This window comes from bacterium endosymbiont of Bathymodiolus sp. 5 South (genome assembly GCF_900128535.1).
In the GTDB taxonomy this organism is placed as follows: Bacteria; Pseudomonadota; Gammaproteobacteria; order PS1; family Pseudothioglobaceae; genus Thiodubiliella.
The window spans coordinates 1-15,699 of sequence record NZ_FQTR01000039.1 but is presented as its reverse complement, the minus strand read 5'-3'; the positions used below and the strand labels follow the sequence as shown (position 1 = coordinate 15,699).

Here is a 15,699-nt window from a genome sequence, read left to right as displayed (position 1 = left end):
TCCAATTTTTGCCCAATTGGTGATTTCTTTAAACCTTGTCCTAGCAGGGCTAAGGCTGGGTTTAAAAAATCGCCAAGTGGGTGAAAAGTGGGTTTCTGATGATTGTTCCTATTTATGCAAAGGTCTCATAATAATAATGAATGATTATTGTTGGTAAAAATAGTATCTTTTTTTGGTTATTCATTATTGTGAAATGACTTGACAGAATAAAAGCACATAATAATGCAAAAAAATCAAAGTTTTATAGTGGTGTTTTCACTCTTTATATTAGGGGTATTAAGCGTACCACCAGCATTTGCAGACAGTCGTGCAAACGCATGGTATCGCACTGGCTATAATTACTCACAGGCAGGACACAACAAAGATGCATTTGTATGGATGATGCGTGCTGCCAAAGCAGGGCATAGCTCAGCTCAGAATAATATTGGACTGAGTTATTTGCATGGACTGGGTGTGAGTAAAGATAAAAACAAAGCATTTGAATGGTTTGAAAAAGCCGCTAAACAAGGGCTTTCTTATGCTCAAAGTGAATTGGCAATGTTGTATTATCAACAAGGTAAGACAAAACAAGCGCAGCAGTGGTGGCTAACAGCAGCGAATACGAATGATGAATACGCGCAGTTTAATTTGGCTTCGTTATTTTTAGAGAAAAACAATATCAAGAAAGCGACTTACTGGTTTCAAAGAGCAAAAGACAATAACCATCCGCAAGCACCAACTGCATTGGATAGATTAAAGAGAGGACAGGGTGAATAAAATACTACTAAGTTTAACAATACTGGTGTGTACACAGAGTGTTTATGCGGGTTTTCCATTACCATTTATGCCGACATTACCAAACTTGCCAATGTTTGGTGAGTTTAATCCGAATAAATTACGCGCTGAGTTTAATCAATTTGTGGGTATTGAGCCAGATTTTGATAGAGAACATCGTCTTGTCAATCAAATAGCTGATGCGGTTATAGATGGTGATGTAGAGTATCTGAGGCTTAAAAATGGCAGGGAAATTTTTAGTATTTTTATGGAAAGTGAAGCGGATAAACCTAAGGGTGGCATCATTATCCTGCATAATCGTGGGCAACATGCAAACTGGTCGGATACGATTAAGCCACTTCGCACTGGGTTGACAGAAAAGGGCTGGCATACATTGTCGGTGCAAATGCCCGTATTGGGTAAGGGGGCTAAATACTACGATTATGTGCCAATTTTCCCTTATTCACATGAGCGCATTGATGCAGCGATTAATTTTTATAAAGCAAAAGGTATTGATAATATTGTACTGATTGCACACGGCTGCGGGGCACATATGTCAATGAGCTACCTTGATAAATATGGTGATAGCAAGATTAAAGGTTATATTGGTATTGGCGTGGGTGCAACAGATTACAAGCAAAAGATTGTTAATGGTTTTCCATTTCACAAGATGTCGGTGCCTATCTTAGATGTTTATGCTGATAATGATTTTACTGGGGTGAGAAAATTAGCAGACTATAGAGCGCATTTGATTCAGGTTGCAGGCAATAAAAAATCAGTGCAGATGATTATTGCAAATGCGCAGCATTATTACAATAAGAATGATGGTTCGGTTGAGCGTCTTGTTACCAAAGTTGCCAATTGGCTAGATACGCTCTAGGTATTCCAATTCTTGTTTGGAAAAGTTGGCTAATTTTCTAGCTTCAATGTTGAATGGACCTCGAAGTTTGCTGCCTATGTGTTTTTTCACTAATTTATCAAAGGTGCTCAGGGGTTCAATATTTCTTTGTTTGCAAAAGTAATGAAACCAAGTGTTACCGGTTTTCACATGATTGATTTCATCAAAAAATATGATATCTAAAATATCAACCATGGCACTGAATTTAGAAGACATAAAGCGTTTTTGGATTTTTGGTGTGACATCCAAACCTCTGGCTTCTAATACTCTGGGTACTAACGCCATACGCGCAAGCACATCATAATCGGTATCAACGGTCATTTTCCATAAGCCATTATGCGCTTTAAAGTCTCCGTATTGATATCCTTGTTCAATTAGATAGTTATTAATCAGCGTAAAGTGTTGTGATTCTTCAAAAGCCACTTTAATCCAATCTTGGTAAAATTGTTTAGGCATATCCTGAAATCGATAGACAGCATCCAAGGCGAGATTGATTGCATTAAATTCAATATGACAAATTGCATGAATGGTTTTAATAAAGCCAAGGTCTGATTTGTCTCGCTGTGGTAGCGATTGAAATCTGACTAACTCAGGTTTCTTAGGTCTACCTGGATTGGGTATTTTTTGGATTTTCTGCGTGGCTTCATAACTCAGTTTTTGGTTAATACTAAGTAACTGTAGTTGCTGGGTGAGTTTGATTTTGTCATCAATAACATTACTCATTAAAGCCCGGTGTGTCAGTTTAAAGGCGTTCATATTCTCCTAGTTGTATATTATTTAATTGCCAATCGCCAATTTGGGTGCGAATCAGTCTAAGTGTTGGAAAGCCAACATGAGCAGTCATGCGCCTAACTTGACGGTTTTTTCCTTCGGTGATTTTAAGTTCAATCCATGAAGTCGGAATATTCTTGCGTTTGCGTATTGATGGGTTTCTACTCCAAAGCCAATCAGGTTGTTGAACAACATTTGCCCTGGCAGGTTTAGTCAGTCCATCTTTTAATACGACACCTTGGCATAATTGAGTCATTGCATCATGAGTAACTTCGCCATCCACTTGCACAAGATAGGTTTTTTCCTTGTTAAACTTTGGGTCTGAAATTTGGTGTTGCAGTTTGCCATTATCAGTGAGTATCATCAAACCTTCTGAGTCTTTATCAAGGCGTCCCGCTGGATAAAAACCTTTTTCATTAATAAAGTTAGATAAGTTTCTCTCATTGCCACTGAACTGACAGAGTATGCCAAATGGTTTGTTAAACAAGATGACAGACGCATGATTACCCATAGATTTGCTTAGCGCGCTCAACAAAAGCATCAAGTTGTGTATTGGAGATTAAAGTAAAAATAGGGGCGATTGCCATATCAACTAGCTTTGAGGCAAAACTAAACTCCAATTCAAGGCTTATTTTGCAAGCATTATCATTGAGTGGTGTAAAAATCCAAGCACCGTTTAATTGTTTAAAAGGTCCGTCTTTAAGTTGCATATCAATACGCGCATTTGGTGTTAGTGTATTGAGTGTGGTAAAGGTCTGTCTGAATGCGCTTTTATTAATACTAATCGAAGCTGTAATTTCTTGCTCAGTTTGATTTAAAATATCAGTGGATGAACACCAGTTAAGAAACTGCGGGTAATCATTAATTTGATTGACCAGTTGATACATTTGCTTACAAGAATAGGCAACAATGGCACTTTTAGAGATTTGATGCATGGTTTATGACTAAGAAAAATAAAAAAACAAATTCAAACACGATTGTTGTTAATAAAAAAGCACGACATGACTATTTTATAGAACAAAGCCTAGAGGCTGGACTCTGTTTAGAAGGTTGGGAGGTAAAAAGCTTGCGTGACAACAAAGTACAGATTAAGGAAAGTTATGTTATTTTGAAAAATAACGAGCTATTTTTATTTGGTAGTCATATTTCCCCATTGAAATACGCTTCTACACATGTCAATGCAGACCCAACACGAACACGAAAACTGCTGCTACATCGTTTAGAGATTAATCGTATTAAGGATAAAATCAATCAGAAGGGTGCGACTGTTGTACCACTCAAGTTGTATTGGTCTAAAGGCAATGTTAAATTGGAAATTGGTGTGGCTAAAGGAAAAAAGTCACATGATAAGCGTCAAGATATCAAAGAAAAAGATTGGAAAAGAGATAAGCACAGGACATTAAAAGAAAGTCTTAAGTAAAAAAACATATTTTTTATTAAAAAACATTGACACAATAGGGGGTTTCTGTCTATAATTATGTATACTAACTGTTGGGATGAGTGTGTGTTATTGTTTTCATTTCCTGTCTATAAAGACTTTTAGTATTTTTTTAATAAAAACTCTCGAGGAGATAAACATGAATAAATCTGAATTAATCGATGCAATTGCATCAGAAGCAAACCTTTCTAAAGCAGACGCAGCTCGTGCACTAAATGCGACAACTGACGCTATTTCTAGTGCTATGTCTAAAGGCGACGGCGTACAGTTAACTGGCTTTGGTTCTTTTGTTGTTAGAGACCGTGCTGCACGCACAGGTCGCAACCCACAAACTGGTGCAACTATCCAAATCGCTGCCTCTAAAGTGGCTGCATTTAAAGCAGGTAAGGCACTTAAGGATGCTGTAAACGGTTAATATTTAACCATTTATAAAATAAAGGCACCTTCGGGTGCTTTTTTTTGTTATGTCAAACAACAAACAAAACCTTTTAAGTCTTAATCAAACAGCATTAACTAAGTTTTTTGAAACTTTAGGGGAAAAGCCTTATCGCGTTAAACAATTGATGCAGTGGATTTATAAATATTATGAGTTTGATTTTGACAAGATGTTAAATTTAAGTAAAAAATTAAGAGAACAACTTAATGAGACTGCTTGTATTGAACTGCCTGAAGTAGTGAAGCAGAGCCATGCACTGGATGGTGTGATTAAGTGGGTCATTGACACAGGTAAAGATAACTTCATAGAGACGGTATATATTCCTGAAAAAGACAGAGGCACACTGTGCATTTCGTCACAAGTAGGTTGCTCATTAGCGTGCACTTTTTGCTCTACGGGTATGCAAGGTTTTAATCGCAACCTGACAACGGCAGAAATTATCGCTCAGGTGATGATTGCCAAACAGTATTTAAGTGACAAAGATAGGCGTATTTCTAATGTAGTATTTATGGGGATGGGCGAGCCTTTGTTAAACGAACAGGCAGTGTACTCGGCATGTGATTTGTTACTGGATGATTTAGCGTTTGGGCTTTCTAGACGCAAAGTGACTATTTCAACCTCAGGTGTGGTGCCAGCACTACTACGAATGGCAGATAGAACCCCCGTGAGTTTGGCAGTTTCTTTGCATGCGCCGGACGATTTTTTGCGTGATGAGTTAGTACCCATCAACCAAAAATATCCCATTAAAGAATTGATATCAGCTTGTAAAAATTACTTAAATGCAGGTACGCAAGAGCGCCATATTTTGTTTGAGTATGTGATGTTAGATGGGGTAAATGATAGCACTGCTCAAGCTAAGAAATTAGCATCCTTATTAAAAGGACTTTCAGCCAAGGTGAATTTAATTCCTTTTAACCCTTTTCCAGAAACTCAATATAAGACTTCAAGAAAGGTTAAAATTGCATCATTTCAAGATGTTTTATTTGACAATGGTATTCGCACCACCACCAGACGCACTCGTGGTGAAGATATAGATGGTGCTTGCGGGCAATTAGCTGGCAAAGTTGTTGATAAAACTAAACGCACGAGAGGTGTAGTATGATGGGCATGGAAGGCATTGAATACCATTCTAGGCAAAGAGAAATGGGCGGGGGTTTTAAGCGATGGATACCGCTAGTTATATTTGCTGTTGCTGTTGGTTATTATTTTTTGAATAATGAGAGGGTGTCAAGAAAATTAGGCACAAACCTGATTATTGTTAAAGAACCAGAATCTGATCAAGCTAAAATTATCTCTACCCCTGTGAATATTGAAACTACCACAATCAACCCAAGACCAGAAGAACCTAAGTTGTTAGAAAATTTGGATGAGGTAAATCGTTTTCATAGAAGACAGCGATGAAATCCACCCATAGCATCAAAAGAAGAAAATCTAGGCAAATCTTTGTTGGCGATGTTGCCATTGGCGGTAATGCACCAATTTCTGTGCAGAGTATGACTAATACCGACACACATGATGTAGCGGCAACCGTTGCACAAATACAAGCCATTCAAAGTGCAGGTGCTGATTTAGTACGCGTCTCTGTACCAACAATGGATGCGGCAGAAGCTTTTAAAGAAATAAAAAAGCAAGTAAGTATTCCGCTCATTACTGATATTCATTTTGATTACAAAATTGCACTCAAGGTTGCCCAATATGGCGCTGATTGTCTGCGTATCAACCCAGGTAATATCGGACGAGAAGACAGAGTAAAAGAAGTGGTAGCATCAGCACTGGATAATAACATTCCTATTCGTATTGGTGTTAATGCAGGCTCTTTGGAGAAAGATTTACAAAAAAAATATACCGAGCCAACACCTGAGGCCATGGTTGAATCTGCCTTTAGACATATTGATATTTTAGATAAATTAAATTTTGATAATTTTAAGATTTCACTCAAGGCCAGTGAAATTTTTATGACGGTATTTGCTTATCAGCAACTAGCCTCTCAAATTGACAACCCGCTACATTTAGGCATTACTGAGGCAGGGTCACTGCGTTCTGGTACGGTTAAGTCTTCAATTGGCTTGGGTTTGTTATTATCAGAAGGTATTGGCGATACAATTAGAGTTTCTTTAGCTTCTGATCCGGTAGATGAAGTGCGTGTTGGTTTTGATATTTTAAAGTCACTTAGTTTGCGCCAAAAAGGCGTTAATTTGATTGCCTGCCCATCTTGTTCACGACAAAAGTTTGATGTGATTAAGGTGGTGAATGAGCTAGAAGCGCGCTTAGAAGATATTAATGAGCCGATTGATGTAGCAGTGATTGGTTGTGTGGTTAACGGACCGGGTGAAGCCAAAGCAGTGTCAGTTGGGCTAACAGGCGGTGAACCCAACCTAATGTATATTGATGGCTTAACACACTCTAAAGTCAGTAACGAAGATTTGGTTGACCAATTAGAAATGCAAATCAGACGAAAATTAGCCTCTTCTTGATCTTTTGTAGACTCTCAGTCGATAAACAAACTGAATGGCGAAATAACCAAGCACTGAGCTAACCACAGACAGTATCAAGCAACCGAGTAAGAAAGGTTGCCAAATCGTGCTAAACACTTGCCATACATAGTCCAATGACATGACAAAATCTTTTTCTATGCTGACATCCAAAATCCAAGCACCCAGTTTATAACAACCATAAAAAATTGGTGGCATGGTAATAGGATTGGTGATCCACACTAAAGCGATTGATACCGGCAAGTTTGCAGAAAAAATAATAGCACTTGGCGCTGCTAAAAGCATTTGAAAAGGCACGGGAATAAAAGCACAAAATAGACCCACAGCAAAAGCTTTAGCAATAGATTTTCTATTAAAGTTCCATAAACCTGAATGCTGCAGGTGCTTACCCAGCCACTCCAAGTGTTTGTGATTTTTTAATTCGTTTGGATTAGGGCTATAGCGTTTTAGGAGTTTTTTCATGACTGTATGGTCTTAATAATACCTTGTGCTGTTAGTCCGTATTGTTGATACAACTCTGTTTGAGAGCCTTGTTCAGTAAAGTCATCGGGTAAACCTAAAATTTGTAAAGGCGTGGTAATTTTTTGCTGATGTAGATACTCACTAATAGCACTACCTCCACCACCCAATATAACATTATCTTCAATGGAAATCAACTGCTGATGTGAGTTTGCTATTTGACTGATAAGTTGCTCATCTAATGGTTTCACAAAGCGCATATCAATCACACTCCCTCCAAGCACTTTGCCTGCTTTTAATGCGCTATCAACTCTACTACCATAAGCAAAAATAGCGATTTTCTCACCTTTTAATAACACATTACCTTTGCCAATTTCTATTGTGTCTTGAGTCTCATATTTCGCCATATTTGCCACACCTCGTGGGTAACGAATACAAACGGGTGATTCCATTTTAAAGGCGGTATTGAGCATTTGATACAACTCTAAACCATTGCTTGGTGCCATAATGGTTAGATTTGGGATACATCTTAAAAAACTCAAATCAAAACACCCTGCGTGAGTGGCGCCATCGCTACCCACCAAACCTGCACGGTCAATGGCAAAAATAACATTGAGGTTTTGTAGGGCAATATCATGAATAAGTTGGTCGTAACCACGCTGTAAGAAAGTTGAGTAAATAGCAACAATAGGCTTTAAACCTTGTGTTGCCAACCCCCCTGCAAAGGTGATAGCGTGTTGCTCAGCAATGCCTACATCAAAATATTGATCGGGAAATTTTTGCTCAAACTTACTCATGCCAGAACCCGTACACATTGCAGGGGTGATGGCTATTAAATCTTTATTGTTGCTGGCAGTGTTGATCAACCAGCGTCCAAAAACATTGCTATAACTGTCTAGTGTACTTGAGTCATCAGATGCAGGTGCGATACCATGAAACTTACAAGGGTCATTTTCTGCCCTGTCTAAGCCATAGCCTTTTTTGGTAATTAAGTGAAGTAGTCTTGGTTTGTTCTGCGCTTTTAAGTTTTTTAGAGTTTTGATTAAGGTCGGTAAGTCGTGCCCATCAATGGGTCCGTAATATTCTAAACCTAATTCTTCAAACAAAGTGCTGGGCAAAACCATGCCTTTAAGATGCTCTTCTGAGCGTTTGGCAAATTCATGCATACGCGGCATTTTTTCCAAAAAACTCAATGATTTGTTTTTCATCGTTGAATACATTTTTCCAGAGATGAGTTTGGTTAGATATTTATTCATAGCGCCGACATTTTTTGAGATACTCATGTCGTTATCATTGAGAATAATGAGCAAATCTGTCTCACTATCACCCGCATGGTTAAGTGCCTCAAACGACATACCACCGGTGAGGGCACCATCGCCAATCACAGCAATAGATTTACCATTACTGTGGTTAATGCCATTGGCAATGGCAATACCTAAGGCTGCACTAATTGAAGTCGATGAATGTCCAGCACCAAAACTATCGTGCTCACTTTCTTGTCTTTTGGTAAATCCAGATAGACCATTTTTTTGACGCAAAGTGTGCATCTTGTCCTTGCGTCCTGTGAGTATTTTGTGTGTATAAGCTTGATGCCCAACATCAAATACAATGCTGTCTTTGGGAGTGTCAAATACATAATGCAGGGCAATTGACATTTCAACAGTACCAAGATTAGAGGCAAGATGTCCGCCAGTTTTTTCTACACTACTGATTAAAAATTGATGAATTTCATCTGCCAAAGATTGTAACTCACTTAAATCAAGTTGTTTGATGTCTGCTGGCGAATGAATTGAGTTAAGCATAGAATCCTTATTTTACATTTCAAATGGTAAAATAACACGATTTGTTTTTGAATTTTTGTATGATTACTATTTGCGCCTTGTATCAATTTGTTCGTCTTGATGATTTTGCAGAGTTTCGCACACCTTTGCGTGCATTAATGGATGATTTGGAAATCAAGGGTACACTGCTTTTGGCGTTAGAAGGCTTGAATGGCACGGTTGCTGGCACGCAGGATGCCATTGAAAAATTGGTTAAATTTCTTGAAGACGATGGGCGTTTTAACCATTTAGAAATTAAATTTTCTTACGCTCAAAACTTGCCGTTTAAGCGACTTAAAGTCAAACTTAAAAAAGAAATTGTCACGCTGGGTGTGCAACATGTTGACCCGCTTGCCTCAGTCGGTACTTATGTTAAACCCAAAGATTGGAATGCATTGATTAGCGACCCTGATGTATTATTGATTGATACGCGCAATGACTATGAATACAATATTGGCAGTTTTCAAGGTGCGATTAATCCAAATACGGAGACTTTCAGAGAATTTCCTGCTTATACCAAAGAGCATTTAGAACAATATCGTGATAGGAAAGTGGCAATGTTTTGCACAGGAGGCATTCGTTGTGAGAAATCAACCGCTTACCTAAAATCACAAGGCTTTAAAGAAGTTTATCACTTACAAGGTGGTGTTTTAAAATACCTAGAAGAGGTTGATAAAGCTGATAGCATGTGGAATGGTGAGTGTTTTGTATTTGATGAGCGTGTTGCTGTTAAACATAATTTAGAGCAAGGGCAATATGACCAATGCCATGCTTGTCGTTACCCAATTACCGATGCTGATAAGCAACACCAGCATTATGAAAAAGGCGTTGCTTGTCCGCGTTGTTTTGGCACACGCTCTACAGAGCAACTCAATCGCTACAAAGAAAGACAACACCAAATTGAATTGGCAAAGGCGCGTGGTGAAGAGCATATTGGCGATAACGCAGCGCAGATCATTAATGCCAAAGCGAAAAAGAAAGCCAAAAAAGAGGCACAAAAATAATATGTTTATTCGTAGCGATATTCCCAAACTCAAACAAGATTTAACCATCCAAACTCATTTATTGGGCCATGATTTAACGCTTAAAACACGCTGGGGGGTGTTTTCACCGCGCTCAATTGATGATGGCACGCTACTACTGATGAAATATCTGAAAGTGAGTGAGGCAGATAAGTGTCTAGACCTTGGCTGTGGCTATGGGCCAATTGGCTTGGCTGTGGCTAAATCTTGCCTAAAGGGTGAAGTGCATATGGTAGATAAGGATTTTGTTGCGGTTGAATTATCCAACGCTAATGCCAAACTCAATAACATTAACAACGCTAAAGCCTACCTATCTGATGCATTTTTAAGTGTGAATAAGACCGAATATTTTGATCAAGTGATTTCCAATGTGCCAGCTAAAGTCGGTAGAGAACAGTTAAGTATCATTTTGTATGATGCTTTTGATGCACTCAAGCCAGGGGGTAAGATTACTTTTGTTACCATTAATGGCTTACGGCATTTCATTAAAGACAATTTTAAATCTGTATTTGGTAATTACAAAAAACTCAAGCAAGGACAGAAGTACACACTACATCAAGCAATAAAATCAGAGTAAAATACTCAAGCATTACATATTAAGGAGATAGAAATGGAAGTCATGGAAAGAATTCAAAAGCAAGTAGACAGCGCTGCAATCGTTTTATATATGAAAGGCACGCCACAATTCCCACAATGTGGTTTTTCAGCTACCGCTGCAAAAACACTCGCATCAACGGGTGTTGAGTTTGCTTATGTCAATATCTTTGAAGACCAAGAAGTGTTTCAAAACTTACCCAGCTTTGCTGATTGGCCAACTTTTCCACAAATTTATATGAGCTCAGAGCTCGTTGGCGGCGGTGATATTATTGTTGAAATGGCAGAGATGGGTACTTTAAAAGCCGCTATGCAGGAAGCCACGGATAAATTTACCAGTCAATAACTAATGAAACAGCGTTGTTGATAATAGTTGTAACTTAGACAGCAATAAAAGTAATCAACGCACTAGTCCAAGGCGAGTGTTTGTTATCAATCTCGCTGTATTTTTGTCATTGGGGTGATAGCCATAGGGTAACACCAGTGCATTATTGGCAGACAGTTTGAATAACTTTGGTGACAGTGTTGTTGCTTATACGCTGAGTTTGTATGCACTGGATCAAGGGTAATTTTCAAAGCCAAAGTTGCTTATTTTAAAGGTATTTTAATCTTTCTCAGTGTATTGTTTGTCATTGGATAAGTGGGTTACAAATTCTTTGTGCCCAGTCTAGCTGTTTTTGAGATAATGAGTGTTTTTAGCTTATTAGGACTGGTGGAAAACAGCCTTTGCTTGTTAATATTGTGGCGCTATCGAAACGAAGATATTAATATGACTTCGATTGGGGGATGTTCTAAAATATTATGGTTAATTAACAACCTTAGGGGCAGTTTGGCTAACGGATTCTGTCTATCCCGATAGTATGGCTGCCATTACATTATCAGGATTTTTATTGCATTCTGCGTGGCGGATTATTGCCCTATCAAAGGCAGAATTATTGATAGGTTCAAAAAATCACAACACTATTTTTTGTATTAGGTATAATGCGTTCCTTTTTAAATTAACAGGGTGTATGTTTGTGAATATCAATAAAAAATTAGATGGAATATTAAGTGCCAGTATTATTGTTGCTGGAATATTGAGTGCCAATATTGTTACTGCCAATAATCTGAATTATTCTTTAGGTGCCTACAATGACTTTTATTCTGAGATAAGCAATCATGCTAACAAAAATGTGAATTATAGAGTTGCCAGATCAACTTCAATGGATCGTGGTTTTAAGATTAACGGTTATACAGCGGATGATTATAGTGGATATAGTGTTTCCAATGCTGGTGATGTGAATGGTGATGGGCTTAGCGATGTTATTATTGGTAGTTATAGGGATGCTAATAGCTATAAAGGCAAATCCTTCGTTGTTTTTGGTAAGACCACAGGTGCCAGTGTTAATCTTGATTCAACCTTGTCGGGCTTTACTATTAACGGTGAGTATAACAGTTATAGTGGCTGGTCAGTTTCTGGTGCTGGCGATGTTAATGGTGATGGTTTTGGTGATTTGATTGTAGGTGCTTATGCGAATGGCAATTTTTCGGGTAAATCTTATGTTGTATTCGGTAAAAATACCAATAGCACTGTTAATCTTAGCGACATTGCTGCTAATTTAGGTGGTTTTTCTATTAAGGGCGAATATGCAGGAGATAATAGTGGTTATTCAGTTTCTGGTGCTGGCGATGTTAATGGCGATGGTTTTGATGATTTGATTGTAGGTGCTTACACTGCTGGTAGTTACTTGGGAAAATCTTATGTTGTATTTGGTAAAAGCAGAAATGCTACCGTCAATCTTAGTAATATTGCCAGTATAGGCTTTGTTATTAATGGCGGAGTTGATAGTGTTGGTAGTGGTTACAGCGTATCTAGTGCTGGCGATGTCAATGGTGATGGGCTTGATGACTTAATTATTGGTGTCCCTTATGGGCATCCAAGTGGCGTTAATTCGGGTAAATCTTATGTTGTATTTGGTAAAACCACAAATACTGCTATTAATCTTGGGAGCATTGTCGCTAATTCAGATGGTTTCGTTATCAAGGGTGAACATGAAGGAGATTATAGTGGAACCTCAGTTTCCTCTGCTGGCGATGTTAATGGCGATGGTTTTGATGATTTGATTATTGGTGCCTATGGTTATGGTTCTTATGCAGATAAAAATACATATGCAGGAAGATCTTATGTTGTATTTGGTAAAAAAACAGCCGATGTTGAGGCTGTTGATCTTCGTATGTTAGACACTGTGATCAACACAAGTGGCTTTATTATTAACGGCGAATCTGAGAGCGATCAAAGTGGTTATAGCGTTTCCAAAGCTGGTGATATTAACGGCGATGGACTAGGTGATTTGATTATTGGTGCTCATTATGCCAGCAGTAAGTCGGGAAAATCTTATGTTGTATTTGGCAAGACCAATAATGCCATTGTTAATCTTAGTGATATTTCCTCTGGCATAGGGGGATTTGTTATTAACGGTGAACATGGAAATGATGAGAGCGGTATTTCGGTTTCTGGTGCTGGCGATGTGAATGGCGATGGATTAGATGATCTCGTTATTGGTGCTTATGGATCTAGTGTACATGGCAGTTATTCGGGTAAATCTTATGTTGTGTTTGGCAAGGTTGATACGGGTGCCATTAATTTAACTAATTTAGGTAATCGATCAAAATACGCCATTGATTATTTGGGTGGTGAAGCGAATAATAGTTTTACAGGCAATAGTAGTGATGAAATTTTTGTCTCCGGTTCGGGTAATGATATACTACAAGGCAAGGGTGGTATGGATGTATTTCATGCAGGTGCAGGCAACGATGTTATCTATATTAATGTTGATAATGCCGTAGAACTAGAAAAAGCAGGCAAAGGAAATCGTGCTCGTATTGATGGTGGCAGCGGTATTGATACTATTAAATTAGACGGGGGAGGAAAATCTGCTGTTACCTTAGATTTAACCAAAATCAGTGATACACGCATACAAGGTATTGAGAAAATCGATATTTCTAGTCAATATCACTATGACAGCAATGTCCTGAGGCTTAATCTTAACAATATTTTAAATATATCTGAAGCACACGCTGGTAAATATATTCTTAAACTTCTTGGCGATAGATTTGGGAGAGTTGATTTAGTATTGGAAGGGAGTAGCTTTTATAAAAGTAGGGTGGAAAAAACACAAGGCAATATATCCTATGATGTGTATAAGAATGATGCCGCTCCTCATATGGAGTTGTGGATACATCAACATGTAGAAATATTCTACTATAATGGTTAATGACAACTAAGACTTACTTTAGAGTATAAACGCCCTAAACAAAGAGACAAGAAAGTAACAGCGCAGTTGATGCTGAATTTGCTGAAAAGCAATACCGAGGGAGACTTTAATAGTTGAAGTAAACTATAAATTATGCAACTTCTGAGCGTTATCTTTTAACCAAATATCCGCTTGTTTGCGTGTTGAAATCATGCTGTCCAGTAGTTGATAAAAGTCTTTGCTGTGATTTTTGTGTGCTATGTGTGCTAATTCGTGGGCGATAACGGCATCAATAACCCACATGGGTGCCATCATTAGCAAGTAGTTAAGGTTGATATTATTTTGACTGGAGCAAGAACCCCAGCGTGTTTTTTGTGCTTTGAAGCGCACTTGGTTAAAGATTAAATTGTGTTTTTGACTGTAATATTCAAGCCTAGGTAGGGCGATTTTGATAAATTCTTTTTTGTAAAACCAATGGAAAGCGGATGCGGCATCATAGATTGTGCTTAAGTAAAATTTTTTATTGTTTAAGCGTACAGGCACCTCAGTATTGTCTAATTTTAAAGGATATGAGTAACCTAAAAATAAAAAATATCCCCCCGCTTGATAGTTGATTTTATCGGGTTTTGTTGCCCGTATCTGTGTTTGCTTTGTTTCAATCCAGACTTGCTTTTCACAAATGAAACTTTCAATTTTTTTGACACTTAAGCGCATGGGTGCACGCACTGATAAAGCGCCGTCTTTATCAATTTGTAAAGACAGTGTTTTTCGTTTTGAGCGAATTAATTTATATTTAACCAACCCAAGCTCTGGCATTTTCAAACATCCTCATCCATGGGCTACGCTCATCCCAATCTTTGGGGTGGTGGGAGTTTTGCACTGCTCGAATAACACGCTCTGGGTGTGGCATCATAATCGTTACTCGTCCAGAGTCGTTGCTCACTCCTGCCACCGCATTGTCAGAACCATTGGGGTTGTGTGGGTAGGATTGGGTTGGGTTGGCGCTGTGGTCAACATATTGCAAGGCGATATTATTTGATTGTTCACCTGTAAAAATAGCGCGACCTTCGCCATGTGCAATGGCAATTGGTATAACTGAGCCTTGCATACCGTCTAAGAAAATTGAATGACTTTTGCCGATTTTCACCGAAGAAAAGCGGGCTTCAAATTGCTGAGAAACATTACGATTAAAACTTGGCCAATGTTGTGCGCCAGGGATGATATCACTGAGTTGAGAGAGCATTTGGCAACCGTTACAAACCCCCAAGGCAAAACTTTCATCACGATTGAAAAAAGCTTCAAATGCTTCTTTAGCCTGTGGATTGTAAAGAATAGAGCTCGCCCAACCGCGTCCAGCACCAAGTACATCACCATATGAAAACCCACCGCAAGCCACTAAGCCACTAAACTCAGATAACGAAAGATGGTTTTGCAAAATATCACTCATATGCACATCAACAGCTTCAAAACCGGCTTTATCAAAGGCTGCTGCCATTTCAATCTGACCGTTAACACCTTGCTCACGCAAAATAGCAACTTTAGGTCTGCGGGTTAGAATAGCGGGCGCTTGATTAACATCAAAACTTAGCTGGGTTTGCAGCCCTAGGGTGTCTTGTGCTATTGCGTCAAATTCTTCTTTAGCACACTCAGGATTGTCTCTAAGTTTGACGATCTCATAAGAGGTTTTACTCCACAGTTGTTGCAGTGCACTGCGTTGCTTGCTGAAATCACCAATATTAATGGTATCAGTGTTATTGATTTTGGCAATGGTGTGTATGCACTT

The 15,699-nt window shown here is 38.5% G+C and carries 18 protein-coding genes; 11 read left to right on the top strand and 7 right to left on the bottom strand.

What is annotated here, in order from left to right; translation table 11 throughout:
• Positions 1-222: 222 nt before the first annotated feature.
• Together BBROOKSOX_RS05350 and BBROOKSOX_RS05345 are read left to right on the top strand one after the other, a co-directional pair.
• Positions 223-756: a tetratricopeptide repeat protein gene (locus tag BBROOKSOX_RS05350; RefSeq protein WP_139660213.1), complete on the top strand. Its 534-nt coding sequence runs from the start codon at positions 223-225 to the stop codon at positions 754-756.
• On the top strand, positions 749-1,633 hold the full coding sequence (locus BBROOKSOX_RS05345; RefSeq protein ID WP_139660212.1) for a DUF3530 family protein: 885 nt from the start codon (positions 749-751) through the stop codon (positions 1,631-1,633). Before BBROOKSOX_RS05350 ends, BBROOKSOX_RS05345 begins: the two co-directional genes overlap by 8 nt.
• Here BBROOKSOX_RS05345 and BBROOKSOX_RS05340 read toward each other — a convergent pair.
• Genes BBROOKSOX_RS05340 through BBROOKSOX_RS05330 form a run of 3 tightly spaced genes read right to left on the bottom strand, consistent with a single transcriptional unit; the run spans position 1,619 to position 3,357 of the window.
• Positions 1,619-2,407: a ferritin-like domain-containing protein gene (locus BBROOKSOX_RS05340; RefSeq protein ID WP_139660211.1), complete on the bottom strand. Its 789-nt coding sequence runs from the start codon at positions 2,405-2,407 to the stop codon at positions 1,619-1,621. The two genes, BBROOKSOX_RS05345 and BBROOKSOX_RS05340, sit on opposite strands and share 15 nt — an antisense overlap.
• Positions 2,394-2,933 carry a pseudouridine synthase gene (locus BBROOKSOX_RS05335; RefSeq protein ID WP_139660210.1) on the bottom strand — a complete coding sequence of 180 codons (540 nt, stop codon included), beginning with the start codon at positions 2,931-2,933 and terminating at the stop codon, positions 2,394-2,396. The genes BBROOKSOX_RS05340 and BBROOKSOX_RS05335 overlap by 14 nt, the downstream gene beginning before the upstream one ends.
• Positions 2,926-3,357 (bottom strand): type II toxin-antitoxin system RatA family toxin, encoded by a 432-nt coding sequence (locus tag BBROOKSOX_RS05330; protein WP_139660209.1) that lies wholly within the window; start codon positions 3,355-3,357, stop codon positions 2,926-2,928. The genes BBROOKSOX_RS05335 and BBROOKSOX_RS05330 overlap by 8 nt, the downstream gene beginning before the upstream one ends.
• Positions 3,358-3,362: 5 nt before the next feature.
• Between BBROOKSOX_RS05330 and smpB the strand changes: the two genes are divergently transcribed.
• The 5 genes from smpB (at position 3,363) to ispG (ending at position 6,770) form a co-directional block, all read left to right on the top strand.
• A complete protein-coding gene (smpB, locus tag BBROOKSOX_RS05325) occupies positions 3,363-3,842 on the top strand; it encodes an SsrA-binding protein SmpB (protein WP_139660208.1) in 480 nt (159 codons plus the stop codon).
• 157 nt (positions 3,843-3,999) lie between these two features.
• Entirely contained in the window at positions 4,000-4,275 is a 276-nt protein-coding gene (locus BBROOKSOX_RS05320) for an HU family DNA-binding protein (protein ID WP_139660207.1), read from the top strand.
• Positions 4,276-4,324: 49 nt separating this feature from the next.
• Complete coding sequence (rlmN, locus tag BBROOKSOX_RS05315) at positions 4,325-5,398, top strand: 23S rRNA (adenine(2503)-C(2))-methyltransferase RlmN (RefSeq protein WP_139660206.1); 1,074 nt, start codon at positions 4,325-4,327, stop codon at positions 5,396-5,398.
• Positions 5,395-5,697 carry a hypothetical protein gene (locus BBROOKSOX_RS05310; protein ID WP_139660205.1) on the top strand — a complete coding sequence of 101 codons (303 nt, stop codon included), beginning with the start codon at positions 5,395-5,397 and terminating at the stop codon, positions 5,695-5,697. Before rlmN ends, BBROOKSOX_RS05310 begins: the two co-directional genes overlap by 4 nt.
• On the top strand, positions 5,694-6,770 hold the full coding sequence (ispG, locus tag BBROOKSOX_RS05305) for a flavodoxin-dependent (E)-4-hydroxy-3-methylbut-2-enyl-diphosphate synthase (protein WP_139660204.1): 1,077 nt from the start codon (positions 5,694-5,696) through the stop codon (positions 6,768-6,770). Before BBROOKSOX_RS05310 ends, ispG begins: the two co-directional genes overlap by 4 nt.
• On the opposite strand, the gene BBROOKSOX_RS05300 is transcribed toward ispG, so the two are convergent.
• Together BBROOKSOX_RS05300 and dxs are read right to left on the bottom strand one after the other, a co-directional pair.
• Positions 6,756-7,250 carry a DUF2062 domain-containing protein gene (locus BBROOKSOX_RS05300; RefSeq protein WP_139660203.1) on the bottom strand — a complete coding sequence of 165 codons (495 nt, stop codon included), beginning with the start codon at positions 7,248-7,250 and terminating at the stop codon, positions 6,756-6,758. The two genes, ispG and BBROOKSOX_RS05300, sit on opposite strands and share 15 nt — an antisense overlap.
• On the bottom strand, positions 7,247-9,049 hold the full coding sequence (gene dxs / locus BBROOKSOX_RS05295; RefSeq protein WP_139660202.1) for a 1-deoxy-D-xylulose-5-phosphate synthase: 1,803 nt from the start codon (positions 9,047-9,049) through the stop codon (positions 7,247-7,249). Before dxs ends, BBROOKSOX_RS05300 begins: the two co-directional genes overlap by 4 nt.
• Positions 9,050-9,108: 59 nt before the next feature.
• Between dxs and trhO the strand changes: the two genes are divergently transcribed.
• From trhO to BBROOKSOX_RS05275, 4 genes are all read left to right on the top strand, one after another.
• Positions 9,109-10,071 (top strand): oxygen-dependent tRNA uridine(34) hydroxylase TrhO, encoded by a 963-nt coding sequence (gene trhO, locus BBROOKSOX_RS05290; protein WP_139660201.1) that lies wholly within the window; start codon positions 9,109-9,111, stop codon positions 10,069-10,071.
• Position 10,072: 1 nt separating this feature from the next.
• Positions 10,073-10,666, top strand: coding sequence for a class I SAM-dependent methyltransferase (locus tag BBROOKSOX_RS05285; protein ID WP_139660200.1), 594 nt, complete (start codon positions 10,073-10,075; stop codon positions 10,664-10,666).
• 33 nt (positions 10,667-10,699) lie between these two features.
• Positions 10,700-11,029 (top strand): Grx4 family monothiol glutaredoxin, encoded by a 330-nt coding sequence (gene grxD, locus BBROOKSOX_RS05280; RefSeq protein WP_139660199.1) that lies wholly within the window; start codon positions 10,700-10,702, stop codon positions 11,027-11,029.
• 670 nt (positions 11,030-11,699) lie between these two features.
• On the top strand, positions 11,700-13,937 hold the full coding sequence (locus BBROOKSOX_RS05275; protein ID WP_180323864.1) for an FG-GAP repeat protein: 2,238 nt from the start codon (positions 11,700-11,702) through the stop codon (positions 13,935-13,937).
• 123 nt (positions 13,938-14,060) lie between these two features.
• Here the strand turns inward: BBROOKSOX_RS05275 and BBROOKSOX_RS05270 are convergent, their stop codons facing one another.
• Positions 14,061-14,732: a M48 family metallopeptidase gene (locus BBROOKSOX_RS05270; protein WP_139660197.1), complete on the bottom strand. Its 672-nt coding sequence runs from the start codon at positions 14,730-14,732 to the stop codon at positions 14,061-14,063.
• On the bottom strand, positions 14,710-15,699 hold a 990-nt coding region (locus BBROOKSOX_RS05265; RefSeq protein WP_180323863.1), incomplete at its 5' end, for a phosphoribosylformylglycinamidine synthase subunit PurQ. The genes BBROOKSOX_RS05265 and BBROOKSOX_RS05270, both read right to left, overlap by 23 nt.

Bases quoted from the DNA above. Each gene is read 5' to 3' on its own strand.
- grxD (WP_139660199.1), top strand. From the start codon at position 10,700: ATGGAAGTCATGGAAAGAATTCAAAAGCAAGTAGACAGCGCTGCAATC.
- ispG (WP_139660204.1), top strand. From the start codon at position 5,694: ATGAAATCCACCCATAGCATCAAAAGAAGAAAATCTAGGCAAATCTTT.
- rlmN (WP_139660206.1), top strand. From the start codon at position 4,325: ATGTCAAACAACAAACAAAACCTTTTAAGTCTTAATCAAACAGCATTA.
- BBROOKSOX_RS05335 (WP_139660210.1), bottom strand. From the start codon at position 2,933: ATGGGTAATCATGCGTCTGTCATCTTGTTTAACAAACCATTTGGCATA.
- BBROOKSOX_RS05270 (WP_139660197.1), bottom strand. From the start codon at position 14,732: ATGCCAGAGCTTGGGTTGGTTAAATATAAATTAATTCGCTCAAAACGA.
- BBROOKSOX_RS05300 (WP_139660203.1), bottom strand. From the start codon at position 7,250: ATGAAAAAACTCCTAAAACGCTATAGCCCTAATCCAAACGAATTAAAA.
- BBROOKSOX_RS05285 (WP_139660200.1), top strand. From the start codon at position 10,073: ATGTTTATTCGTAGCGATATTCCCAAACTCAAACAAGATTTAACCATC.
- BBROOKSOX_RS05340 (WP_139660211.1), bottom strand. From the start codon at position 2,407: ATGAACGCCTTTAAACTGACACACCGGGCTTTAATGAGTAATGTTATT.
- BBROOKSOX_RS05350 (WP_139660213.1), top strand. From the start codon at position 223: ATGCAAAAAAATCAAAGTTTTATAGTGGTGTTTTCACTCTTTATATTA.
- BBROOKSOX_RS05320 (WP_139660207.1), top strand. From the start codon at position 4,000: ATGAATAAATCTGAATTAATCGATGCAATTGCATCAGAAGCAAACCTT.
- smpB (WP_139660208.1), top strand. From the start codon at position 3,363: ATGACTAAGAAAAATAAAAAAACAAATTCAAACACGATTGTTGTTAAT.
- BBROOKSOX_RS05310 (WP_139660205.1), top strand. From the start codon at position 5,395: ATGATGGGCATGGAAGGCATTGAATACCATTCTAGGCAAAGAGAAATG.
- trhO (WP_139660201.1), top strand. From the start codon at position 9,109: ATGATTACTATTTGCGCCTTGTATCAATTTGTTCGTCTTGATGATTTT.
- BBROOKSOX_RS05330 (WP_139660209.1), bottom strand. From the start codon at position 3,357: ATGCATCAAATCTCTAAAAGTGCCATTGTTGCCTATTCTTGTAAGCAA.
- dxs (WP_139660202.1), bottom strand. From the start codon at position 9,049: ATGCTTAACTCAATTCATTCGCCAGCAGACATCAAACAACTTGATTTA.